This window comes from Thiohalocapsa sp. ML1, assembly GCF_001469165.1.
Lineage (GTDB): Bacteria > Pseudomonadota > Gammaproteobacteria > Chromatiales > Chromatiaceae > Thiohalocapsa.
In genome coordinates, this window is sequence record NZ_JABX01000019.1 from 22,103 (window position 1) to 44,059 (window position 21,957).

Below are 21,957 nucleotides of genomic sequence, written 5' to 3' on the forward strand. Positions count from 1 at the left end.
CGACGGCGCGCCGGTTGAGTCCATGGCAGAGCCCATCGAACGGCTGGAGGCTACGGGGTCGGCGAGAAGGTAACGATCGAAGTTCTGCACAACGGCGAGCGCCTGACGATGGCGGTCAACTTCGGCGGGCGCTATGGGGGGGGCGATTGCGGGCGGCGAGTGTATGGGCGGGCCTTGAGCGCAACCGCGATGGCCGCTGTCGCGCTCAGGTTACGCCGACAGCGGAAATCAACCCATGTCTCAGTGCTCCATCATCATTGGTTACGGTGACCGCGGTCGGCTTCAGCCCCCACACCCTCACGAGCGGCCGCAGGGCCTTGTTCAGCATGTCGTTCAGAGGCGGCAGCCATTTTTCGCGGTGCCCCTTCACGATCAGCACCAGCTTGATGTCTACCGCGCCCGGATCAACGGCCTGAAACTGGTCGGGCAACTCCGCGAGCGCGTCGGCATGGCGACCGAGTCGCATGGCAAAGAACAGCGACAACGAATCCGCCAGCTTGCACCGGATGCGCTCGACGTTCTTCTCGAAATCCGCTCGGCTGGTGGGGCGCGGGAAGCTCTGCTTCGCCTCGATGATCCAGATCGCGGGCGTCCTGTCCTCCGACGAGCCCCTGAGCAGCAGCATTTCGGCCACCTTGACGCCGCTGCCATCTCCGCTCATCGCTTGATAGAGACAACTCTTTTCGATGCGGAATGCGCAGCCGGGCGGAAACGGCCCGAACGTCATGCCCGATTCTTCGAAGGGCTCCGGGTTCGTCATGCGAGGCTGACCTCGACCTCTTGTTCGTAGAGCCGAATCGACTCGTCGATGATCGGGTTGTCCGGCATGCCATCGCGCAGGTCTGCCGCGAGCCATCCGACATCGGCCGCGTGCGACATGATCGGGATCGACATGCCCTCCTGCTGCGCAATGAGGAACAGCTTCTTGACCACGAAGTAGGAGTGGCTGGCGACAAAGAACTGAATGCCCCGGCGTGCGAGCACGCCGATGATGTCGAGCAGCTTCGAGATTGCTACGGGGTGCAGGGCAGACTCGGGCTCGTCGATGAAGATGACTGACTCCGGGCTCAGGTAGCGGTTGCCCAGCAGCGTATCAAGAATGGCGATCTTCTTGGTCCCTTCGGACGTAACGCCGATGGGAAACTTCTGATTGCCGCGCCGGAAGTACCACTTCTCGCCATCCGTGTCGTACTCGACCTTGCCGTTCAAGAGCTCTTCCAGACTGGCCCGCGATTGCGCAAACTCCGCAAAATTGCGCCCGCGCGTCGGCGAGACCCGCAGCGCGCGGGCAAGGTCGAGATAGGTGTCATCGAAGCCGAACGCCTTATCCTGCTCGCGGGACTCAAGAATGACAGAATGCAGCGACAGCACCTCCTTCGCCGGAAGAAACACGGAATTGCTGTCAAGCCTGGGCGCGCTGCTCGCGATTTGGGAGATCTGCTTGGTGGTGTCCTTGCCGAATTGGTAGGAAAATGCTTCCTCGCCCAGCGTCATCGCGAAGGCCAGCGGCGCATCCGCGCCTTTGGTCACGAGGTCGCCAATGCGATCCGGCTGAAAGGTCCAATAGAGCTTCTGCCAGAGGATATCGGCGAGGGAGCTCTGATCCGCACCGCGGCGGAAGCCCTCCAGCGTGCGCATGGCAACGTACAGCGCCTTCAGCAGAAAGGTCTTGCCCGAGCCGTTCTCACCGATCACCAAGTTGATCGGCCCGAGCCCCGCCCATGCGACATCGTGCATGGGGCCGAAATTGCGCAGATTCGTAGACTCTATCACGTGTCACTCCTGTGCCTGCCCTTTGAGCGCTTGCGGTCACGGGGATGATAGCGCAACCCGCACGTGGATCTCGGGGGGCGGTGCAGGACGCCGGCCAGCAGCCCCGAGCCCGCGAGCATCACGACGGCATTGCGGTCAAGCCGGCGCAGGCTGCATCACCGCTGCAACTCATCGACTCGCGGTTCTTGATAAGACGCAACTCAACGAATCGACGCACGATGGCGTCGACGGTGGCTCTGCGGTTCTGATGGCGGTGAGCCGATGGGCGGAGTCGGCGCTACCACGCGACCTCATAAGCACTGCTCCTGCCGCCCTTGCCGGCGGGCAGCAGGCAGCCCTTCGCGACCAGATCGGCCAGCTCGCGGTAGGCGGTGGCGCGGCTGGTGCTGGTGAGGCCCATGTACTTGCGGGTGTTGATGCCGCCCTCGAAGCCGCCGGGGCCGGCGTCGAGCAGCCGGTTGAGCACCTTGCGCTGGCGCTCGTTGAGAGCGGTGCCCTGGTGCCGCAGCCAGAAGCGGGCCTTGGCCAGGGTGGTGGCGACGGTCTGCTCGGCTTGGTCCGCTGCGGCCTCCACCTGTTGCAGGAACCAGGCGAGCCAGTCTGACACGTCCAAGCCATCGCGCTGGGTCTGTTCGAGGATGGTGTAGTAGGCCTCGCGCTGGCGCAGGAATTGCGCCGAGAGGCTGAACAGGCGCATCGGCTGCGCTTCGTCCCGGCACAGCAGCATGTCGGTGAGCGCCCGCGCCAGGCGGCCGTTGCCGTCTTCAAAGGGGTGCAGCGTGATGAACCAGAGGTGGGCGATGCCGGCGCGAAGCAGACCGTCGAGCGTGGCGGGCGGTTCGCTGATCCAGGCCAGACATGCGGCCAGCGCCGCCTCCAGCCCGTCGCGCGGCGGCGCAACGAAGTGCACCCGCTCCTTGTCGATGGCACCGGCGACGACCTGCATCGGTGCGTCACCCCGCAGTGCGCCCGCTCGAATCGCGTGGAGCCCGGAATAGCCGGTCGGGAACAGAGCCGCCTGCCAGCCGCAGAGACGTTCCACCGTCAACGGCTGGTCGTGGTGGCGGGTCGCATCCAGCAGGACGTCGATTAGGCCGTCCACGGCGCGGCTCGGCGTCGGCGGCCCGGCCGTCGGGAGCCCCAGGCGGCGGGCGACGGAGGAGCGCACGGCGGCGGGGTCGAGCCGCTCGCCCTCGATGGCGCTGGTGGTGACGCCGTCTTCCACCAGGATGGCGGCCACGGCCTCCCGGGTGAGGTCAGTGTCCAGCAGGCGGGCGGCGCCGAGCACCTTGCCTTGGCTGAGACGGGCGCGGGCAAGCAGCGGCGCAAGACGCGCGTCGTCCCAGCGAAAGCGGGGCCAGTCGGGCTGCTGCCAGATCCAGGTCGGACGCGCTTGCACGGGGGATTCGCTCCAGAAGCTGAAGCGATTGTGGGCGGCAATCGCTTCAGGGGCAAGCGTTGGGGATGCCGGGTGGCTGCAAACGGGCGCCCTCGCGGCGCTTTCTCAACCCAACAGCGGAAAGCTCACGGCGATGGCGCTCGCAAACGCGAAGGCATTGGTCACGGCGGCCACCAGCGGCTGGCCGGTGCGGCGGTAGATCCAGCCGCTGAAGAGGCCGTAGACCACGAACAGCATCAGGATGGCCGGGATGATGATGACCAGGAAGAACAACTCGTTCAGGTTCAGCGCCACGGCCAGCATCAGCGACACCAGGAACAGCAGCTTGGTGAAGGCATAGCCGAGCTGGGCGGCGTGGGGGCCGCGCGTCAGCCATTCATCGGCGGTGAACCAGATCAGCGTGCCTGCGAACAGCGCCGCAACGGTGCCGAGCCGGTGCGGCGCGGGCAGGTAGCTTGAGACGAACAGGTCCGTCGGCAGCGACAGCGCGAGCATCTCGAACAGCGCCACGAGCGCGATGGCGCCGAGCAGTGCCGCGACGGACGCGCCGCCCAGCCTCGGCAGGGCGCCGGCACGCCACAAGAGCGCCAGCGTCAGCAGCCCGTAGAGCCCGAAGTGCAGCGCGATGTAGTCGCCGATGGCGATGGCCAGGAAGTCCGTCGGCATCGGCCAGAGCAGCACCGGCGTCAGCACCGCGGGCAGCACCGCGATGGGCCAGAAGCGTCGCCAGCCCCAGTCGGTCGCCATGCCGGCGCCTTGGCGCGCCGCGGACACGATCGGCAGCTTGAGCGCCAGTGGCCAGGCCAACAGCAGCACGCCCAGGTAATAGAGCCCCAGCCAGGGGCCGCGGTGGTCGATGCCGGCGTCAGCCGCGTCCGCGGCGCCGGCGCGGCCGAAGACGGCGTCCAGCCAGTCCAGCCCGGCGCGCAGCGACGCGGCGCTGTAGAGCACGCCGATGTGCTCGACGGCGTCGGCGATGACCAGCCGGCGCGCGCTGCCGTCGTCCATGCTGCCGTAGGTGACGTCGGCGTCTACTCTCTCCGGATCGATGCCGGCGACGGCGGCCACCGCCTCGCGGCCCTGGTCTTGGATAATGCCGGGCTCCCACTCTCCGTAGACGAAGAGCAGGTTCACCAGCGGCAACTGGTCCAGCGGCAGGGACAGGTAGGGCGACACCGCGACGATGGCGTCCACGCCGGGGTGCGCGCTCGCGTAACGGGTGGCGATGTCGCCGGCCATGGAGTGCCCGAGCAGCGCGAGCCCGTCGTCACCGCCCGGCAGGTCGCGGGCGTAGTCCACCACATCGGACAGCGACGCCAGCAGCGCATCGGCACGCTCCGGCTCGCCGATCTCACCGCCGAGCGGCGCGGTGTTGCGGCCATGGCCCGGAAAGTCGAACACCACGGCACGGTAGCCGTTGCGGGCGAGGGTCGCCGCGAAGGGGTGCATGAGCTGGCGCGAGCCCGCGAAGCCGTGGGCGACGACGACGACTGGCCCCGGCGCTGCGCACTTGGCCTGAAAAAGCGTCACCGGCGCGCTGCCGACGCGGGTGCTGTCGATGTCGAGTCCGCCGCGGGCATCGATGAGCCCGGCGAGCCCTGCCAGCATCAGCGCGAGCCCGGCCACCGCCGCCACCGCGTGCGCGAGATGCCACCGGGATGCCACGGGCACTCGGTTGGGTGTGGTGGGCTGCAGCACGGGGGCGGGCCGCGTCAGAAGCCCTCGGTGGACGTGAAGAGCCCGACGCGCAGGTCCTTCGCGGTGTAGATCTCCCGGCCGTCCACGTCCATGACGCCGTCGCCGATGCCGAGCACGAGCTTGCGCGTGATGACCCGCTTCATGCAGATGCGGTAGGTGACCTTGCTGGCCGTTGGCAGCACCTGGCCGGTGAACTTGACCTCGCCGACGCCGAGCGCCCGGCCGTGGCCGGGGTTGCCGATCCACGCGAGATAAAATCCGACGATCTGCCACATGGCATCGAGCCCCAGGCAGCCCGGCATGACCGGGTCGCCCGGGAAGTGGCAGCCGAAAAACCAGAGCTCCGGCTGGATGTCCAGCTCCGCGACGATCTCGCCCTTGCCGTAGGCGCCGCCGTGGTCGGCGATGTGGGTGATGCGGTCCATCATCAGCATGTTGGGCACCGGCAACTGCGCGTTGCCGGGGCCGAACATGTCGCCATAGCCGCAGGCGAGCAACTGCTCGCGGTCGAAGGATTCGGTTCTGCTCATGCGGGGTCCCAGGTGAGTGGCGCGCGGCAGGCTCGCCGCGGCGCGGGGCGGGCGGGGCGGCTCGTGTCAGCCGGCGAGGCGCCGCTCCAGGTAGGGCACGATCTCCTCCAGCGAGATCAGTTGCATGTCGGCGTCGCTGCGGCCTTTGTACTCGACGTTGCCGGCGTCCAAGTGCTTGTCGCCGACGACGACGCGATGCGGGATGCCGATCAGCTCCATGTCCGCGAACATGAAGCCCGGGCGCACGTCGCGGTCGTCGAGCAGCACCTCGATGCCGACGGCGGTCAGGCGCTGATACAGATCCTCGACGGCCTCGCGCACGCGGAAGGACTTGTCGTACTTCATCGGCAAGAGCGCCACCTCGAAGGGCGCGATGGCCGCGGGCCAGATGATGCCGCGCTCGTCGTGATGCTGCTCGATGGCGGCGGCGACGACGCGCGACACGCCGATGCCGTAGCAGCCCATGGTCATGGTGGCCGCCTTGCCGGCCTCGTCGAGCACCGTCGCCTTCATGGCCTGCGAGTACTTGGTGCCGAGCTGGAAGATGTGACCCACCTCAATGCCGCGGGCGATGGTGATGCGGCCGTGCCCGTCCGGGCTCGGGTCGCCCTCGACCACGTTGCGCAGATCCGCCGTCTCCGGCAGCGGCAGGTCTCGGCCCCAGTTGAGGCCGAACCAGTGCTTGCCGTCGGTGTTGGCGCCGGCGCTGAAGTCGGCGGCCACCGCGGCGGCGCGGTCGGCGATGCACGGAATGGGCAGGTCCTTGGGCCCGAGCGAGCCGGGGCCGGCGCCGACGGCGGCGCGGATCTCCTCTTCGGTGGCCATGCGCAGCGGTCTTGCGACGCGCGGGAGCTTCTCGGCCTTCACGCCATTCAGCTCATGGTCGCCGCGCACGAGGAGCGCGATGAGGCCCTGCTCGTCGCCCGTCTCGGGATCGGCCGCGGCGACCACCAGCGTCTTCACGGTGCGCTCAATGGGCTGGTCGAACTGCGTGACGAGGTCGGCGATGGTCCTGGCCTTCGGCGTGTCGACGATGCGCGCGTCTTCGCTCGCTGTCGCCGGGGCGTCGGCGGGGGCGACGGCCTCGGCCAGCTCGACGTTGGCCGCGTAGTCGCTGTCGGTCGCGAAGGCGATGGCGTCTTCGCCCGAGGCGGCGAGCACGTGGAACTCGTGCGAGGCGTTGCCGCCGATGCTGCCGGTGTCCGCCTGCACGGCGCGGAAGTCGAGCCCGCAGCGGCGGAAGATGCGGCTGTAGGTCTCGTACATCACCTGATAGGTGTCTTCGAGGGAGGCGTGATCCAGATGGAAGGAGTAGGCGTCCTTCATCAGGAACTCGCGCGCGCGCATCACGCCGAAGCGCGGCCGGACCTCGTCGCGGAACTTGGTCTGGATCTGGTAGAAGTTGACCGGTAGCTGCTTGTAGCTTCGGATCTCGCCGCGGGCCAGCTCCGTGATGATCTCCTCGTGCGTCGGGCCGAAGCAGAACTCCCGCGCGTGGCGGTCCTTGAAGCGCAGCAGCTCGGGCCCGTACTGCTCCCAGCGCCCGGACTCCTGCCACAGCTCCGCCGGCTGCACGGCGGGCATGGACACCTCCAGGGCGCCGGCGCGGTCCATCTCCTCGCGCACGATGCGCTCCACCTTGCGCAGTACCTTGAGCCCCAGCGGCAGCCAGGTGTAGAGCCCGGCCGCGAGCTTGCGGATCATGCCCGCGCGGAGCATCAGCCGGTGGCTGGCGATCTCCGCATCGGCCGGGGTTTCTTTGACGGTCTGGAGCGGGAAGCGGGAGGTGCGCATGGCGGGGTCGCCCAAGTGACGCAAAACGATCAAGTCTAGCGGCGAGCCCGAGGTGGGACAAGCTGCGGCTCGGCAACGAGCCGCAGAGCCCTGCCGGTATGCGCTGAGGTCGAGGACCGAGGGCCGAGGGCCGAGGGCCGAGGGGGGCTCCCTTGGCCCTTGGCCCTTGGCCCCTCGCCCTTGGCCCCTCGCCCCAGCGTCGTTGCGAAGCTTGGTCGCGATGACGATGAAGGAAGCCCGGTTTAGGGACCTCCGCGGCGAATCGCTAAACTAGCGGCTGCGTTTGCACCGCCGGTGAGCCGGCGGGTGCTTGCGCCCGCCCACGCGACGCAACGATCACCGGAGCCAACCCCATGCAACTGACCCGCGATCTCGTGACGGCGCTGCTCCTGGACCTGCTGGGCACGCTGCTGTTGGTGCTCGGCATTCTGGGCTACGTCGGCGTCATTCCGCCGTTTTCGGCGCCCGGTGCCTATCTCGCGCTGGGCGGGGTGGGGCTTGCTGCCACGGGGCTTGCGATGCCGCTGTTGCTGCGGGCGCTGCGGGCGCAGAAGACCGGCCCGCGCTAGGCTGCGGGCCGGCGGGTCCGGCATGCGCCGGGCCGGGCCTCAGCCGAAGGTGCGCCCGTCCCAGCCGAAGAGGTGCCGCGGCGGCGCTGCAAATTCGATGTAGACGCGCCCCTTCGGCACGCCGAGATGCTGCTCGACGAAGCCGCACAGCGCCGCCGACAGGTTCGGCGTGCAATCCTCCGGCAGGCCCAGGCTCTTCAGCTCCAGGTAGGCAGCGGGCGCGGTGTCGCCGCCGAAGCAAAGGGCGGCGACGGGCTCCAGCAGCACCATCACGTAGCCCTCCGGCTTGCCGAGCAGCTCGGCGACGGCGCCGGATGCGGCCTTGAGCAGCGCGGTCTGGTCGTCCGGTAGGCTCGCGTTGGTCTTAATGATCAGCGTGGGCATGGTTTTGGTCTCCGAACAGCTTGCAGGCCTGAGATTGGGCCGGGTGGCCGGATCCGAAAACCCGATGTGGGCGCCGGGCTCAGTCGCAAAGCGCCTCGATCTGCTGGCGTGCTTCCTCGATGAGCTGCGCCTGCTGCGCCGGGTCCGGCTTGACGGTGCGACCATCGGGCAGGGCGAGGAAGCGCCCACCGAGGTTCGATAAGGTGTCGAGATTGCGGCGCGCGGCGCGGCACGCGTCCGCGCGCTCTTTGGCGGTTTGTTGTTCTTCGGCCTCAAGCTTGGCCTGCCGCTCGGCCTCGTGGCGGCGGTCGAAGTCGATCTCGAGCTGGCGGCGCAGGCGCTCGGTGGCGGCCCGGGTTTCCGCCTCGCTCGGGCCCGGGTCCGGCGTAATCTTGGTGGCATCGCCCGCGGGCGGCGGCATTTGGGAGTAGACCGTCTCGCCGCTCTCGTCCACGTAGCGGTAGATCTGCGCCACCGCACCGGCCGCGCCGAGCGCGAGCAGACCGCCGAGGGCCAACGCAAGCGCCGGGCGCGTGGCCCGGCGCAGCCGCGGCGCGGCGAGCTGTGGCGCGGGTGTCGAAGGGGACATCGGCTAGGGTACGGCCTTGAGGTCGCTGGCACGGAGCGAGTATCGGCAGCCGCCGTGCAGCGCGTCAATGCTTGTCGTCAGCGTCGGTGCAAGGAACGCTGCTTTACCTCCTCAGTCGCTAAGCGCTTGACCCCGATCGAATGCTTGCCGTATTTTTGCCCGTTTCCCAGCACGAAACGTGCGCTTGCGTTAGCGGCAGCTCCCGTCACCGCGCGGGCCGCGAGCGACCGATGCGTCGTGTCGTTGCGTCGCGTGCAGCCGGCGATGCGCAAAGCGCGGGGCGGCCTTGCCGAACCGGGCTGCCGCCGCCACTGCTCGCAACCCGCACGCAGGCTTTTGATGAGGTCAGCTTCAGTGGATCAGTCCCAAACGGACCAGCAACCGCCGGCTCGCGCGAGCGCGGCGCCGGACGTCGCCCCGCCGCTGTTGAGCGGCGCCGAGATCACCATCCAGGCGCTGATCGACGAGGGCGTCGAGTTCGTCTTCGGCTATCCGGGCGGCGCCGTGCTGCATATCTACGACGCGCTGTTCAAGCGCGGCGATGCGATCAAGCACATCCTGGTCCGCCACGAGCAGGGTGCCACGCATGCGGCGGACGGCTATGCCCGCGCCACCGGCAAGGTGGGCGTGTGCCTGGTCACCTCCGGCCCCGGCGCGACGAATGCCGTGACGGGCATCGCCACGGCGCACCTGGACTCCATCCCGATGGTGGTCATCACGGGTCAGGTGCCGACGCCGGTCATCGGCAGCGATGCCTTCCAGGAAGTCGACACCGTCGGCATTACGCGCCCGTGCGTGAAGCACAACTTTTTGGTGAAGCGGGTCGAGGACCTCGCCCTGACCATCAAGAAGGCGTTCTACATCGCGAGCTCCGGCCGGCCCGGCCCGGTGGTGGTGGACATCCCGAAGGATGTGACGGACCCCAACATCAAGATCCCCTACGAGTATCCGGCCGCGGTGCACATGCGCTCCTACAGCCCGGCGCTGCGCGGCCACCATGGGCAGATCAAGAAGGCCGTCGAGAAGATGCTCGCCGCCAAGCGCCCGGTGATCTATACCGGCGGCGGCGTCGTGCTCGGGGATGCGTCGGCGCAGCTCTCGGCGCTCGTGCGGGCCCTGGGCTACCCCATCACCAGCACGCTGATGGGCTTGGGCGCCTATCCGATGACGGACAAGCTGTTCCTCGGCATGCTCGGCATGCATGGCACCTATGAAGCCAACATGGCCATGCACGAGACGGACTGCCTCATCGCCATCGGCGCCCGTTTCGACGACCGCGTGACCGGCAAGATCGAGCACTTCTGCCCGCACGCCGAGATCATCCATGTGGACGTTGATCCGTCCTCGATCTCCAAAACGGTCAAGGTGCACGTGCCCATTGTCGGTCCGGTGCAGAGCGTGCTGACCGACATGCTCGCGGTGCTCGCTGAGCTCGGGCGGACGCCGGATCAGGACGCGCTCGCGGCCTGGTGGCAGCAGATCGACGCGTGGAAAGGCATCGACTGCCTGCGCTACGACCGCACGAGCCAGGTCATCAAGCCGCAGTTTGCCGTGGAGACGCTGTACAAGGTCACCAACGGCGAGCTGTTTCTGACCTCCGATGTGGGTCAGCACCAGATGTTCGCGGCGCAGTTCTATCCGTTCGACAAGCCGCGCAGGTGGATCAACTCCGGGGGGCTGGGCACCATGGGCTTCGGCCTGCCGGCGGCCATGGGCGTGCAGCTCGCGTATCCCGATGCGCCCGTCGCCTGCATCTCGGGCGAGGCGAGCATCCTGATGTGCATCCAAGAGATGGCCACCTGCAAGCAGTACGGCCTGCCCATCAAGGTCATCCTGCTCAACAACGGCTACATGGGCATGGTGCGGCAGTGGCAGGAGTTCTTCTATGAGAGCCGCTACGCGCATTCCTACGTTGATGCGCTGCCGGACTTCGTGCAGCTCGCCGAGAGCTTCGGTCACGTCGGCATGCGGGTCGAACAGCCCGACGAGCTGGAGTCCGCGATGCGCGAAGCCTTCGCGATGCGGGATCGCTTCGTGTTCCTCGACGTCATCGTCGACCCCACCGAGAACGTCTACCCGATGATTGCCGCCGGCAAGGGCCATCACGAGATGGAGCTGCCGCCGACGATGTCCGAGCGGGAGCTAGCATAGAGCCCAACGGGAATGACTCTGGAGTAGGGCAGTGGCCGTCGCACTCTGTCTTGGCGGCAAAGTGCGAAGTGCGTTGTGCGAAGTGCGGGCCGCCCCGCCGACGCACTGCGCACTTGACTGCCAAGCATCGCCGTAGCGCCAACGACGGCCCAAATCGCCGAGAATCGAACGAATGAGACATATCCTTTCCATGCTGGTCGAGAACGAGTCCGGTGCGCTGTCGCGCATTGCCGGACTGTTTTCAGCCCGCGGCTACAACATCGAGTCCCTCACCGTCGCGCCGACGGATGAGCCGACGCTCTCGCGCATGACGCTGGTCACGTGGGGCAACGACGACATCGTCGAGCAGATCAAGAAGCAACTGAACAAGCTCATCGACGTGGTGAAGCTGCAAGACCTCTCCGAGGGCGAGCACATCGAGCGCGAGATGATGCTGATCAAGCTGCGGGCCGCCCGCCCGGACCGCGATGAGCTGATGCGGCTGGTCGACATCTTCCGCGCGAAGATCATCGATGTGACCGATCTCAGCTTCGTCGTCGAGCTCACGGGCGCATCGAAAAAGCTTGATGCCTTCATCAAGGCCGTGCCGGAGGCGCTCATCACCGAGGTCGTGCGCTCCGGTGCCACCGGCATTTCCCGCGGTGAAAAGGGGCTGACGGTTTGAGTAAGGGCCGAGGGCCGAGGCGACGGCCCGAACCTCGGCCCTCGGCCCTCGTCAAAAGCACCGCCAGCCCGCCCTGCACCTCCCATCACCGTTCAGAATCGAACCAGGATCCCGTCACATGACCATTAACGTTTACTACGACAAAGACGCCGACCTCTCGCTGATTCAGGGGCGCAAGGTCGCCATCATCGGCTACGGCTCCCAGGGCCACGCCCATGCCAATAATCTGAAGGACTCGGGCGTGTCGGTTGTCGTCGGCCTGCGTCCGGGCAGTGCCTCTGCCGCCAAGGCCGCCAACGCGGGCCTGGAGGTGCAGGACATTCCCGCAGCCGTCGCCGGGGCCGATGTGGTGATGGTGCTGGCGCCAGATGAGCACCAGGCCTCGCTCTATCGCGAGCACATCGCGCCGAACATCAAGCAGGGCGCGGCGCTCGCCTTCGCGCATGGCTTCAACATCCACTTCGGCGCCGTCGAGCCGCGCGCGGACTTGGACGTGATCATGATCGCGCCGAAGGGCCCGGGCCACTTGGTGCGCAGCACCTACACCCAGGGCGGCGGCGTGCCGAGCCTCATCGCCGTCTACCAGGACGCGAGCGGCAGCGCGCGGGACATCGCCATGGCCTACGCCAGCGCCAATGGCGGCGGGCGTGCCGGCATCATCGAGACCAGCTTCCGCGAGGAGTGCGAAACTGATCTGTTCGGCGAGCAGGCCGTGCTCTGCGGCGGTCTCACGGCGCTGATCCAGGCCGGCTTTGAGACCCTCACCGAGGCGGGCTACGCCCCCGAGATGGCGTATTTCGAGTGTCTGCACGAGGTCAAGCTGATCGTTGACCTGATCTATGAGGGCGGCATCGCCAACATGCGCTACTCCATCAGCAACACGGCCGAGTACGGCGACCTGACCCGCGGCCCGCGCGTCATCACCGCCGAGACCAAGGCCGAGATGAAGCGCATCCTGACCGAGATCCAGACCGGCACCTTCGCGAAGGAATTCATTGCCGAGAACCAGGCCGGCGCGCCGTCGCTGAAGGCCATGCGCCGCCTGGGACAAGAGCACGCCATCGAGCAGGTGGGCGAGCGCCTGCGCGAGATGATGCCGTGGATTCGCGAGAAGCAGCTCGTGGACAAGTCGAAGAACTGACGACGGCGCCCGGAAGCCGACGCCAGCCCGAAGGCCGGCATCGTTTCAGGTCACAAGGCCGCCGCGAGGCGGCCTTTGTCGGTGCGTCGGCAGGCCGGGAGCTCTGCCGGGCCACGGGGGTGGGTCAAATGGCTCGCGTGCGGGGCTGCTTGACCTCGCCGAGCCAGCCGCCGGCGACCGCGGCAATCAAGCCCAGCAGGCTGGCGATGAAGGTCCACAGCGCGACGGAGGCGACGGTGTCGCTCGCACCCTCCGCCACCGCCAGTGTTTGCTGCTGCGCGCTCTGCAAGGCGTCGCGGGCACCCTGGCGGGCGTCCTCGACGGCCTGCTCGATCCGGTTGCTGATCTGCTGGACCTCGGCGTTGCTGAGCCCGAGACGAGTCTGCAGCGCCTGCTCCAACTGTTGCACGTCCTGCTGGGTCAGTACGCCGCCCTGGCCGAAGATCTCGTCCACGGTCTCGTCGATCCGCGCCCCGGCATCGCCCGGGTTCTGCGCGATGTCCACCGCGGCCTCTTGCAGCGCCTGCATCACCGCCTGGCGCTCCTGCGGCGAGACGACCTGGTTGACGATGCGCCCGACCTCCTGTTCCAGGTTGGTCGGCGTGATGCCGCGCTCGCGCAGCGCCTGCTGCATGTCCGGAGGCAGGTCGTCGAAGCCGATCTGCGGCAGCTCCAGATCGTCCGGCAGCACCGCCTGCACCGTCTGGCCCGCGGCGTTGCCGATGCTCGCCACGGCGTTGCTCATGCCGGTCAGCAGCATGCCCGCGGTGGTGGTGCCGAGCCAGACCATGATCACGGTCGATAGCGCCCAAATCGACGCCCCGTGCAGCATCGCACTGCGATCGGTGAAGGCCGGGCTCAGGCGCGCGGCGATGTAGCCGCCGAGGAACAGCGACACGATCTGCACGAAAATCAAATAGATGGCGCTGCCCACGCCCCAGGCCTCGGCGCCGGCTGGATCGGACGGGTCGAGCACGCCGAAGCCGACGGCGATGCCGAGTAGTCCGAGCAGGACCTGTACCGCGAGGGCGATCACCAGCCCCAGGAAGATCGCGCCCCAGGAAACGTGCTCGAGATTATCCCAGGCCAGTGGCCGATCGGTCGGTGCCGCGACGCCGGGGCGCCGGGCCGAGCCGTAGGTGGAAATGGTTTCAGTCATGACTTGCTCCTGATGGTACCGGCCGCGGGCGGCGCGATGCATGTGTGCACTGCCGGCCACGCCCGCGCAGGGTTTGGCAGGCTGCCGCTCCAAATCAAAGCAACGGCCGTGCCGGCGAGGTCGGGAGTCGGTGGGGACATGAAGCCCGGGATCGATAAGAGAGAATTGGTAAACAACCAGTACACTTGTCAACCCGGTCAGCGTGGCGGAACCCGACGGTGGGCCATCGCTATCGAAATCGACGCTGAGCTGCCTTGTACGAGACGCGTGTTCGAGCGTGATGCGGCTAGGGGCAGGCTTTCGATCCCGATCCCGATCCCGATCCCGATCCCGATCCCGATCCCGATCGCGATCGCGACGACGGGGCAGCCTAACGTGAGCGTCCGGGGTATCAGTTGTTCTGAAAAGGTTCCTAAAAGGCGTCGCCGCCCTGCGGCGGCTGCTCTGAACCGGGCAGCGTGCGAAAAGAACCAACGTCGGAGCCGCGGGCGATGGGGTCCATGCCGGCGGCGGGCTCATGCCCGATCAGCCCGCCGATCCATGCGCCGCGGCGGATGCTCGAGCGTGTCTTGTACACCGTGCCGGGGCGCATCGCGCTTGCGCGTGAAGATTGCCCGCTAACGGCCATGGCGAGCAGCGCCTTCATGCTCCGGGGTGGCGCTGGTCGCCAGTTACCATGAACGCTGCGCCAAGATCAGGCGCGGCCGGCGACCGGCGATGTCGGGTCGACCGCCTCCTGTTCCAGGCGACCCGGACGGGTCTCGATCCAGCGGCGCGCGATGGCGGCGACATGGCTGTCGCCGGCGGCCAGGCGTTGCAGTCGGTGCAGCTCCTCGGGCGTGAAGGCCGGGCAATCCGGCAGGCTGGTGTCCATCAGGTGCGGCTGCACCGGATGTCGCGGGCAGGCTTTGGCGACCGCATCGAGGATGCCCAGGCCGCCGGGGTCCCGATCGCCCCAGTGGAAGAACGGGCAGGCCGCGGGCAGCGCGGCGTCCAGCTTGCCGAGGAAGCGCACCAGCGCCGGGGCCGGGAAGCCGGCGGTGTAGAGCACGAGGCCGCGGTCGGCCACCTCGCGCACGTGGCGCTGGAAGCTCGCGAGGTTCTCGATGGTGAGCAGGTAGGGCGGCGCGGCGTTGAGCCCGACTGCGTGGACGGCGTCCGGGGCAATGGCCACATAGGGTTGGAGCGGTGCCAGGTTGAAGTCGCAGGCGCCCGCTGCGTCGGCGCCGTAGCGCAGCCGCAACGGACCCTTGAGAAAGACCGGCGGCGGGAACTTCTCCAGCCCCAGGGCCTGCCGGAGCTGCGCATCGTCGTCGATGTCGGCCCAGTCCGGATTGCGGCGCAGCAGGCCCGTGAGCCGGCCGAGGAGCCGCTCCACCGCCTTGGTGTCGCCGAGCAGGCGGACGCTGAACCGGCGGAGGTCCAGCTCGCGGTGCTCGCCGGCCGCGACCGCCCGTGCGACCTGGAACAGGCGCCGGGCCGTTTCGGTGTCCGCCGCCGGTGTTCCGAAGGCGCTGGCACCGCGGCACCAGCGGGCGAGGGCGTCGTCTAGGGCGGTGCGCAGCCAGTCCGGGGCGCCCTGAAGCAGGGGTAGTACTTGATCTCGGACCCGTTCGGCCAGCTCCGCCGCCCGCGGCTCGCCGAGCTGCGCGGCCAGTCGGTCGGCATCGGCGAGGCGGATGCGGAGCAGGTCGCGGGAGGCGGCGCCGCGACCCCGGTCGAGGGTGACGGCGCCGGCGGCCTCCGCGTTTTCGAGTGCGGCGTGGATCAGCTCGCGCTCGGCTGGGCTCGGGAGCTGGAAGTACGCGCGGGCCGAGCGCTCGGTGATCGCGACGCTGGGGCGCCCGCCGCGGTCGGCCTGATCGGGGAGCTTGCGCAGGAGGTCGCGGGCGACGGGGTGCATGTCGTTGGCTTTGCTGGTCAATCAGCATGGACGGAGAGTCGGCCCCACTGGGAGCGCCGGCTTTCAGCCGGCCGCGCGCGCTGGGGCCAATGGATGACCCATGCAGTGCTGCCAGACAGGGTACTGCGCATCCCGCCTTGGCCCGACGCCGCCGGCGCGGCATCGAGCCGCGCCGGCGGCGAGCCGGCTGGAAAGCCGGCGGTCCCAGTTGGCGACGAGACGCCTGCGCGCCAGGCGATGTCGCGCGACACGCAGAGCGGTGTCACGAGGCGGGACTCGATTCGTTGCCCGGGTCGCGGTCATCCACGGGCTCCGCGGCGGTGCGCAGTGGATTGTCCGCGGCCAGCGCCCGGCGCGCCTCGGGCTTGATGCGCTCGGTGTCGATGTGCACGTCGCCGCCGTCGCGGTAGACGTTGACGATGCTGTCCACGTGCTCGGCGATCTGGCCGTACTTCTCATCCGGTGCGGCCAGCAGCACCTGCAGGCCGAGGCCGTCCAGGAAGCCCAGGGCGGCGGCGCTGTTCTGCACGTCGAGCTTCGAGAAGGCCTCGTCGAAGATGGCCAGTGCCATGCCGCCGCGCAGCCCCTCGGCCGCGTCGCGCTCGATGCGGTAGGCCGCCGCCAGCGCGGCGCCGATGGCCACGTAGAAGGGCGATTGGTGCTCGCCGCCGGAGCCCTTGCCGAGGCGCCGCGAGAGCAGCTCCGGGTTGCCGCCGCCGTCGCGCCGGTCGCTCATGCGCACGTCGAAATGGAAATAGCTGCGGTAGTCCGACAGGCGCTCGTGCCAGTCCCGGCCGGCGCGCCCGGCGCCGGCGCGGTCCGCAACCGAGCCGGCGGCCGGATCGGCGCCGCCGGCCTCCATCAGCAGGCTGCGCACGCGGGCGATGGCCTCGCGGTGCGGATGGCTCGGGTCGTTGGCGGCATCGAACAGGCCGCCGACGTCGCCGCCTTGCTCGGGGCTCCAGGCCTGCACCCAGGCGAGCACGTCCTTCAGGTCCGGCTCCGGCTGCTTGGTGAAGTGGTAATACTGGCCGTGGAAGGGCCGGTTACGCAGGTTGCGGTTCAGCTCCTTGAGCTGCTCGTCGAGCAGGCCGAAGCTCTCTTGGAGCTTGCCGACGAAGTCCGCGCGGAAGGCGAATTCGGCCTCGCGCAGCGCCGTCTCGGCCTCGGTCTCGTAGCGCGCGAGCTGGGTGTCGCGCACGCGGGTCAGCTCGGTTGCGACCCAGGCGGAGCGGGCGCGGTGATCGTCGCCGCCGAGCACCGCCGGCCGGTCCTCGGCGGACCAGCGGTGCAGATACTCGTTGAGGGCGTCGCGGGCGCGCTCGCGGGCCTTGTTGGCCGTGCTCTCTTGGGTGCCGGCGCGGCGCTGCGCCTCGGCGCCCAGCGCGCGCCAGGCGTCGGCGTTCTCGTTCTGGAATAGGGCCTGCGTCTGGAGCTGCTCCAGCCGCTCGGCGGCGAGCTGGGCGTCGAAGCCGTCGGTCTGCTGGAGCAGGCTCCGCTGCGCTGCGGCTGCTTCGGCCTGCGCTGCCAGGGCGTCCGCTCGGAGCTGCATGGCCTGTTGGCGCTTGCCGTGCTCGGCGTGCGCGGACTTGGCCTGATCCTGCGCGGCGCGCAGCGCCTCGCGCTCGGCGCGCCGGTCCGCCACAGCCTGCTTGAGCCGCTGGTACTCGGTGTCGTCCTGCAGGGCCTGCTCCTCGGCGGCGAGCTGCTCCAGGCGCCGCTGCCGGTCGTCGCGCTCGGCCGCGAGCGCGGTGAGGTCCGGCAGGCCGTCGATGTGCCGGGCCAGGGGTTGCGCCTGCTCCTCGCGCAGCCGTTGCAGCGCCTGCTTGTCCTGCTGTTTGGCGTAGTGGGCCTCGCCGTCGGTGACGAAGCGTTGTTTCAGTTGTTCGAGGCGCCGGGCGCGCGCCGCGCGCCCGAGCATCGGCTCCTCCGGGCGCAAGCGCTGCACCGAGCCGCCGCTGGCGAGCATGCCGTCGGCGGTGATGGCGCGCTCGCAGCGCAGCAGCTCGTCCTCGGTGTCGACCCGCAGCACGTTGCCGGCCTGGCGGTTCAGGTAGGCCAGCGCGTGCGGATCATCGCTGACGGCGATCTCGGCCAGGCTGCCGGGCTCGCGGCGGTGGCGCCAGTCGTCGGTCTTCAAGGTGTTGATGACGCGGCTGCCGTGGATGCCGAGCCGTCGCCCTTCGTTGCGGTAGAGCCGGATCGCCTCGCGCACCTGTTCCGGTGCGACGAGCAGTGCCTCGCGCAGACCGCCGAGGAAGGCCTCCAGGGCGTCGCGCCAGTGCTCTTCGCCGACGTCGAGCCGGTCGCAGAGGGGCACCGCGGGAATGCCGTGCTCGGCCAGCAGGCCGATCAGCCGCTCGGTGGCGGGCTTGAGATCGCTTGCGCCCTGTTCCAGCCGGTCGATGCGGGCCTTGAGCGCGGTCAGCTCGCGGCGCAGCTCGGCCTCCTCCACCACCAGGGTCTCCAGGCGCTCGCGCAGCCGCTCCACTGCCTGTGCCAGCAGCGGTTGCAGCGGGTGCACCGCCGCCATCACGTCCGCCGGCGCCATCGGCCAGGTGGCGGCGAGCAGCGCGTCGTCCCGCGGCAGTTGCCGGGTCAGGGCTTGGAGTGCGGCGACCAGCGGCGGGTCGTGGAGCTGCGCCGCCTGATCGAGCAAGGCATGCACCTTGCCGAGCCCGCGGCGGGCGCCGTCGATGGCCTGCTCGATGCGGGCCAGGTCCTGGGTCGCGCTCTGGCGCTGGGCCTTGATGCGCGCGCGCTGCTGCTCGACGTCGGTGGCGGCCAGGCGCTCGGTTGCCTGTTGCAGGGCAGCGTCCGCGGCCTGCCATTGCTGCTCCAGCGCACCGATGCGCTCGGCCAGCTCGGCGATGGCCTTGGCCAGCGCCGACAGGGCATCGCGCAGCGGCACGGCCTCGGCCTCCAGCGCATTGAAGCCGGCCTCGGCGGCGACCCAGCGCAGCGCCAGCGCGAGCCGCTCGGCCTGTTCCGCACGGCGGTAGTCCTTGTCCATGCCGGCCAGCGCCTCCTCGCGCTGGCGCGCCTCCCGGGTGCGGGTCTGGATGTCGCGGTAGTTGGCCAGCGCCTGCTGCAGGGCGCGAACCTCGATGGGGCGGCGCTCCAGCACGTACTCGCGCACGAAGTCCGAGACGTTGCGGATGGGCGCGAAGGTGATGGCGTTGCGCAGCGCCCGCAGCCAGCGGCGCTCGTCCAGGTAGCGGCGGCCGTCCGAGAGCACGGCGCAGAGGTTGCGCTGGTATTCGCCGGCCTGCGGGTAGACGCGCAGGCGCTCGCCGAGGCGCCCGCGCAGCTCCTCGCGCAGGCGCTTCCAGGGCTTCGGCTGGTGGCCCGACTCGGTGCGGTCCAGCAGGTCCGGCAGCAGCAGGTCGGCCCCGTCGGCGATGAAGCGGCCGTCGATGGCTTCCTGCGACTCATCGAGCCGCGCATGCAGCGCGAGGCCGATGCTGACCGGCGCACCGCCGCCGTCGTCGTGAAAGACCAGCGCGAGGTAGGTGAGCGCCTGCTCGCGCGGCCGGAAGGCCGCCGACAGCTCGGCGCTGTCGGGGTCGCGCACGACGCCCAGGCAGTAGTCGCGCAGGCTGCGGGTGCTCTTCTCGCCGGCGCTGGCGTTGGGCTGCCACCAGCGCTTGTCCGCGCCCACCAGCACGGCCTGCACGGCGTCGAGCAGCGAGGACTTGCCGGAGGCGTTGGGGCCGATCACGGCGGTGTGGCCGTCGATGGCGATGCTGGCCTGCTCGATGCGGTACCAGTTGATGAGCAGCAGGCGGACCAGGCGCTTCATGCTGCGTCGGGGGCCTCGTCCCGGTCCTCGGCGCCGTCGCCGTCGCCGTCGCCGTCGCCGTCGTCCTCGGCCTCGTCGCCGCCGTCCTCGGCTGCCGCCGCCGCGTCGATGAAGGTGCGCATGCGCTCGGCCACGCGCGTGCCGGTGACCAGGCGAATGGTGGGCAGGATGCGCAGCAGCGGTAGTCCGGTCTCGTCCTCGTCGCCGATCTCGATCAGGGCGTGCCGGCGGAGCCGCGCGAGGATGTCCATCAGCTCGGGCCGCCGCGGCCGCGGTCGCTTGAGCAGGGTTTCATAGCGACCGAGCAGGGTCTCCGTGGCGGTGTAGACGGCACCGTCGCGGACCTCGAATCGCTCCACGCCCTCCTCGTAGAGCAGGCGCAGGCAGAGCAGCAGCAGGGTGTCGGCGAGGCGAAGCCGCGCGTGGGCCTCGCTCTCCAGCGGCAGCACGCCGATGATGCCGAGCTGGTCGTCGCGGTGCAGCGTCCAGCCGAGCGCGTCGAGCAGGTCGGTGAAGTAGTCGAAGTGGTTCGCCACCAGCCGGTAGGCGCCGCGGTCGCGGGGCCGCTCCAGCAGCAGGAACTGCTGCGTCAGCAGGGCGCGGGCGGCGGCGCGGAAATCCTCCGGCTCGCCGGACTCGTCGCGCTCGCAGACCTGGCGCAGGTCACGGAGCATGCGGCGGGCCTCGCCGGTGCACGATGAAGGCCGGGCAACGCACCCAGGCGTTGTCGATGTCGCCGGGCGGGTGCTCGATGCGGTAAGCGCGGCGCAGCGCCTCGCCACCGGGCAGGTAGGCCAGGTGCCGGCAGTGCGTGAAGGCGATGAAGTCCTCGACGCCGCTGATGCGAAGCTGTGCGCCGTGCACGCTCATGCGCACGCCGAGCTGGGCGTCCAGGTAGCGCGCGATGCGCGCGGGGTCGATGCGGCGGCGGTCCAGGTACGCGCGCAAGGCCTGCTGCCGGGCGCGGGCGGCGGGGTCCATCGGCCGGCTGCGCAGCGGGCGCGGCAGCGGCGGGGTGCGCTGACGGGCGGGCTCCTTTAAGCCGTGGGGCGCCAGTGGCAGCAGCGCCAGCACCGGCAGGGGCACGGGGGCGTCGTCGCCGTCGTCGAGGTCGACCAGCACCGGACCGAGCCCTTGCAACAGCTCGGCCATGCGCGCGGCCTGGCCGGGGCGGCCATGATCCAGATAGCGCACCGTGTCGGCGACGCGCCGCTCCAGGCGCTCGCGATAGCGGTCCACGCGCGCGAGGTGGCCGTCGAGCTGCTCGAACACCTGCCGCAGCCGGCGGATGTCCGCGTCGATGGCGGTCTGCGCCTCGGCGCGGTCGCTGGCGCCCGTCTGCGCGAGAAAGCCGTCCACCAGCGCCGCGCGGCGGGCGGGGTCGTATTCCAGCTCGCGCGCCCGGTGCAGGATCTGCTGGCGGAAGCGGAACGGGTTGTTGCGCGTCTTGAGACGCTTGTAGTCTTGCACCAGGATGCGCTCGACGAAGCTGTCGAAGAAGCTGCTCAGCACCGTGCGATGGTCGCGGCTCGCCGCGATCTCGCCGAGCAGGCCCTTCAGCCCGTAGATCATGGTGTTCAGGTGGGTCAGAAAGCGTTGCGCCTCGCGCGCCGCCTGGCGCAGGGCCAGCACCTGCTCGGCCGGCTCCTCGAAGGCGCGTTGGAGGTTGTTGTAAATGGACAGGACCATGCCGCCGTAGAACACCCGATCCGGCCGCGCGATCTCCACCAGCGCCGCCCACAGCACGCCCACCGCCGGCGGCACCGTGACCCGGGTGCGATAGCCGTCCAGCTCCTCCTCCAGCCAGCCCGCGTCCAGCAGGCGGCGGTAGGCCGCCGCGGCCGGTGTCAGCTCTGCCGGCGGCTCGGCCCGGTCCGGCGCGTCGTCGGTGTCCGTTTCCTGCTGCCAGACCACGGCCTGCACCGCGAGCCGCTCCTCGATCTCGTGGCGCACCGTCTCCCGCGACGGAAACACGTCTGCATGCACCTGATCGAAGAATAGCGGATAGAGGTCTAGCAGCAAGGCCCCGTAGATGCGCCGGTTGGCGCCGGCCAGGGGCGAGAACAGGCGCTCCGGGAGGCGGTCGAACAGGGTGTGCATGCGGTCTTCGCCGGGGAGCTGTCGAAGCACGTGTGCGCCGAGGTTGGACTTGCCGACATCCGTGCGGTTGCGTGGCGGCGGAGCTTGCCGCGGCAGCGGCCGGATGGATCGACAGCTTAACCGCAATCTACGGCGCACTGGGCCGGCGGTGCCTCCCGGCCGAGGCGCCGATTTCCCCGTTCGCTGGCGATAGTGGCGGTACGGGCCGTGCACGGATATCTGAAGCGCTTGCGCCGCTTCTCGAGCCTCCGGCGGAGGCTTTTCGGATCGACGCGAGCGCCTGAACGGCTAAAATCCCCGC

The 21,957-nt window shown here is 69.4% G+C and carries 18 protein-coding genes; 4 read left to right on the forward strand and 14 right to left on the reverse strand.

All coding sequences use genetic code 11. The annotated features are described in order from the left end of the window. Window positions 1-205: 205 nt before the first annotated feature. The 6 genes from ML01_RS13435 to ML01_RS13460 form a co-directional block, all read right to left on the reverse strand. Window positions 206-760: a hypothetical protein gene (locus tag ML01_RS13435; RefSeq protein WP_058555918.1), complete on the reverse strand. Its 555-nt coding sequence runs from the start codon at window positions 758-760 to the stop codon at window positions 206-208. After that, window positions 757-1,737, reverse strand: a complete 981-nt coding sequence (locus ML01_RS13440; RefSeq protein ID WP_216819176.1) for an ATP-binding protein — start codon at window positions 1,735-1,737, stop codon at window positions 757-759. Before ML01_RS13440 ends, ML01_RS13435 begins: the two co-directional genes overlap by 4 nt. Window positions 1,738-2,050: 313 nt before the next feature. Beyond that, the gene (locus ML01_RS13445) at window positions 2,051-3,172 is read right to left on the reverse strand and encodes a Fic family protein (protein WP_058555920.1); all 1,122 of its coding nucleotides are present in this window, start codon (window positions 3,170-3,172) and stop codon (window positions 2,051-2,053) included. Window positions 3,173-3,277: 105 nt separating this feature from the next. Next, window positions 3,278-4,837, reverse strand: coding sequence for an alpha/beta hydrolase (locus tag ML01_RS13450; RefSeq protein ID WP_254045248.1), 1,560 nt, complete (start codon window positions 4,835-4,837; stop codon window positions 3,278-3,280). Window positions 4,838-4,884: 47 nt separating this feature from the next. Beyond that, a complete protein-coding gene (gene fabA / locus ML01_RS13455) occupies window positions 4,885-5,400 on the reverse strand; it encodes a 3-hydroxyacyl-[acyl-carrier-protein] dehydratase FabA (protein WP_058555921.1) in 516 nt (171 codons plus the stop codon). A gap of 66 nt (window positions 5,401-5,466) precedes the next feature. Further along, on the reverse strand, window positions 5,467-7,194 hold the full coding sequence (locus ML01_RS13460; RefSeq protein ID WP_058555922.1) for a proline--tRNA ligase: 1,728 nt from the start codon (window positions 7,192-7,194) through the stop codon (window positions 5,467-5,469). Between the two features lie 353 nt (window positions 7,195-7,547). Here ML01_RS13460 and ML01_RS13465 point away from each other — a divergent pair, with 353 nt between their 5' ends. Further along, on the forward strand, window positions 7,548-7,763 hold the full coding sequence (locus tag ML01_RS13465) for a hypothetical protein (RefSeq protein ID WP_058555923.1): 216 nt from the start codon (window positions 7,548-7,550) through the stop codon (window positions 7,761-7,763). Window positions 7,764-7,802: 39 nt separating this feature from the next. Here ML01_RS13465 and ML01_RS13470 read toward each other — a convergent pair whose 3' ends face one another. After that, entirely contained in the window at window positions 7,803-8,147 is a 345-nt protein-coding gene (locus tag ML01_RS13470) for a phenylpyruvate tautomerase MIF-related protein (RefSeq protein ID WP_058555924.1), read from the reverse strand. 79 nt (window positions 8,148-8,226) lie between these two features. Beyond that, window positions 8,227-8,736: a DUF4124 domain-containing protein gene (locus tag ML01_RS13475; RefSeq protein WP_082674252.1), complete on the reverse strand. Its 510-nt coding sequence runs from the start codon at window positions 8,734-8,736 to the stop codon at window positions 8,227-8,229. A gap of 339 nt (window positions 8,737-9,075) precedes the next feature. Here ML01_RS13475 and ML01_RS13480 point away from each other — a divergent pair, with 339 nt between their 5' ends. From ML01_RS13480 to ilvC, 3 genes are all read left to right on the forward strand, one after another. Continuing rightward, window positions 9,076-10,887 (forward strand): acetolactate synthase 3 large subunit, encoded by a 1,812-nt coding sequence (locus tag ML01_RS13480; protein ID WP_082674253.1) that lies wholly within the window; start codon window positions 9,076-9,078, stop codon window positions 10,885-10,887. A 172-nt stretch (window positions 10,888-11,059) separates the two neighbouring features. Further along, complete coding sequence (ilvN, locus tag ML01_RS13485) at window positions 11,060-11,551, forward strand: acetolactate synthase small subunit (RefSeq protein WP_058555926.1); 492 nt, start codon at window positions 11,060-11,062, stop codon at window positions 11,549-11,551. Window positions 11,552-11,675: 124 nt separating this feature from the next. Continuing rightward, window positions 11,676-12,692, forward strand: coding sequence for a ketol-acid reductoisomerase (ilvC, locus tag ML01_RS13490; protein WP_173865174.1), 1,017 nt, complete (start codon window positions 11,676-11,678; stop codon window positions 12,690-12,692). 124 nt (window positions 12,693-12,816) lie between these two features. Here ilvC and ML01_RS13495 read toward each other — a convergent pair whose 3' ends face one another. The 6 genes from ML01_RS13495 to ML01_RS13520 all read right to left on the reverse strand — a co-directional run bounded on the left by ML01_RS13495 (window position 12,817) and on the right by ML01_RS13520 (window position 21,656). Further along, the gene (locus ML01_RS13495) at window positions 12,817-13,851 is read right to left on the reverse strand and encodes a hypothetical protein (RefSeq protein WP_156427714.1); all 1,035 of its coding nucleotides are present in this window, start codon (window positions 13,849-13,851) and stop codon (window positions 12,817-12,819) included. 412 nt (window positions 13,852-14,263) lie between these two features. Then, the gene (locus tag ML01_RS13500) at window positions 14,264-14,497 is read right to left on the reverse strand and encodes a hypothetical protein (protein ID WP_058555929.1); all 234 of its coding nucleotides are present in this window, start codon (window positions 14,495-14,497) and stop codon (window positions 14,264-14,266) included. 48 nt (window positions 14,498-14,545) lie between these two features. Then, window positions 14,546-15,754 carry a Wadjet anti-phage system protein JetD domain-containing protein gene (locus ML01_RS13505; RefSeq protein WP_156427715.1) on the reverse strand — a complete coding sequence of 403 codons (1,209 nt, stop codon included), beginning with the start codon at window positions 15,752-15,754 and terminating at the stop codon, window positions 14,546-14,548. A gap of 262 nt (window positions 15,755-16,016) precedes the next feature. Next, window positions 16,017-19,556 carry an SbcC/MukB-like Walker B domain-containing protein gene (locus tag ML01_RS31200; RefSeq protein ID WP_058555931.1) on the reverse strand — a complete coding sequence of 1,180 codons (3,540 nt, stop codon included), beginning with the start codon at window positions 19,554-19,556 and terminating at the stop codon, window positions 16,017-16,019. Continuing rightward, window positions 19,553-20,230 carry a DUF4194 domain-containing protein gene (locus tag ML01_RS13515; protein WP_058555932.1) on the reverse strand — a complete coding sequence of 226 codons (678 nt, stop codon included), beginning with the start codon at window positions 20,228-20,230 and terminating at the stop codon, window positions 19,553-19,555. Before ML01_RS13515 ends, ML01_RS31200 begins: the two co-directional genes overlap by 4 nt. Further along, window positions 20,220-21,656, reverse strand: coding sequence for a Wadjet anti-phage system protein JetA family protein (locus ML01_RS13520; RefSeq protein WP_058555933.1), 1,437 nt, complete (start codon window positions 21,654-21,656; stop codon window positions 20,220-20,222). Before ML01_RS13520 ends, ML01_RS13515 begins: the two co-directional genes overlap by 11 nt. Between the last annotated feature and the right edge of the window lie 301 nt (window positions 21,657-21,957).

Bases quoted from the DNA above. Each gene is read 5' to 3' on its own strand.
- ML01_RS13480 (WP_082674253.1), top strand. From the start codon at position 9,076: ATGAGGTCAGCTTCAGTGGATCAGTCCCAAACGGACCAGCAACCGCCG.
- ML01_RS13460 (WP_058555922.1), bottom strand. From the start codon at position 7,194: ATGCGCACCTCCCGCTTCCCGCTCCAGACCGTCAAAGAAACCCCGGCC.
- ML01_RS13435 (WP_058555918.1), bottom strand. From the start codon at position 760: ATGACGAACCCGGAGCCCTTCGAAGAATCGGGCATGACGTTCGGGCCG.
- ML01_RS13495 (WP_156427714.1), bottom strand. From the start codon at position 13,851: ATGACTGAAACCATTTCCACCTACGGCTCGGCCCGGCGCCCCGGCGTC.
- ML01_RS13440 (WP_216819176.1), bottom strand. From the start codon at position 1,737: ATGCACGATGTCGCATGGGCGGGGCTCGGGCCGATCAACTTGGTGATC.
- ML01_RS13520 (WP_058555933.1), bottom strand. From the start codon at position 21,656: ATGCACACCCTGTTCGACCGCCTCCCGGAGCGCCTGTTCTCGCCCCTG.
- ML01_RS13500 (WP_058555929.1), bottom strand. From the start codon at position 14,497: ATGAAGGCGCTGCTCGCCATGGCCGTTAGCGGGCAATCTTCACGCGCA.
- ML01_RS13475 (WP_082674252.1), bottom strand. From the start codon at position 8,736: ATGTCCCCTTCGACACCCGCGCCACAGCTCGCCGCGCCGCGGCTGCGC.
- ML01_RS13470 (WP_058555924.1), bottom strand. From the start codon at position 8,147: ATGCCCACGCTGATCATTAAGACCAACGCGAGCCTACCGGACGACCAG.
- ilvN (WP_058555926.1), top strand. From the start codon at position 11,060: ATGAGACATATCCTTTCCATGCTGGTCGAGAACGAGTCCGGTGCGCTG.
- ML01_RS13515 (WP_058555932.1), bottom strand. From the start codon at position 20,230: ATGCTCCGTGACCTGCGCCAGGTCTGCGAGCGCGACGAGTCCGGCGAG.
- fabA (WP_058555921.1), bottom strand. From the start codon at position 5,400: ATGAGCAGAACCGAATCCTTCGACCGCGAGCAGTTGCTCGCCTGCGGC.
- ML01_RS31200 (WP_058555931.1), bottom strand. From the start codon at position 19,556: ATGAAGCGCCTGGTCCGCCTGCTGCTCATCAACTGGTACCGCATCGAG.
- ML01_RS13505 (WP_156427715.1), bottom strand. From the start codon at position 15,754: ATGCACCCCGTCGCCCGCGACCTCCTGCGCAAGCTCCCCGATCAGGCC.
- ML01_RS13465 (WP_058555923.1), top strand. From the start codon at position 7,548: ATGCAACTGACCCGCGATCTCGTGACGGCGCTGCTCCTGGACCTGCTG.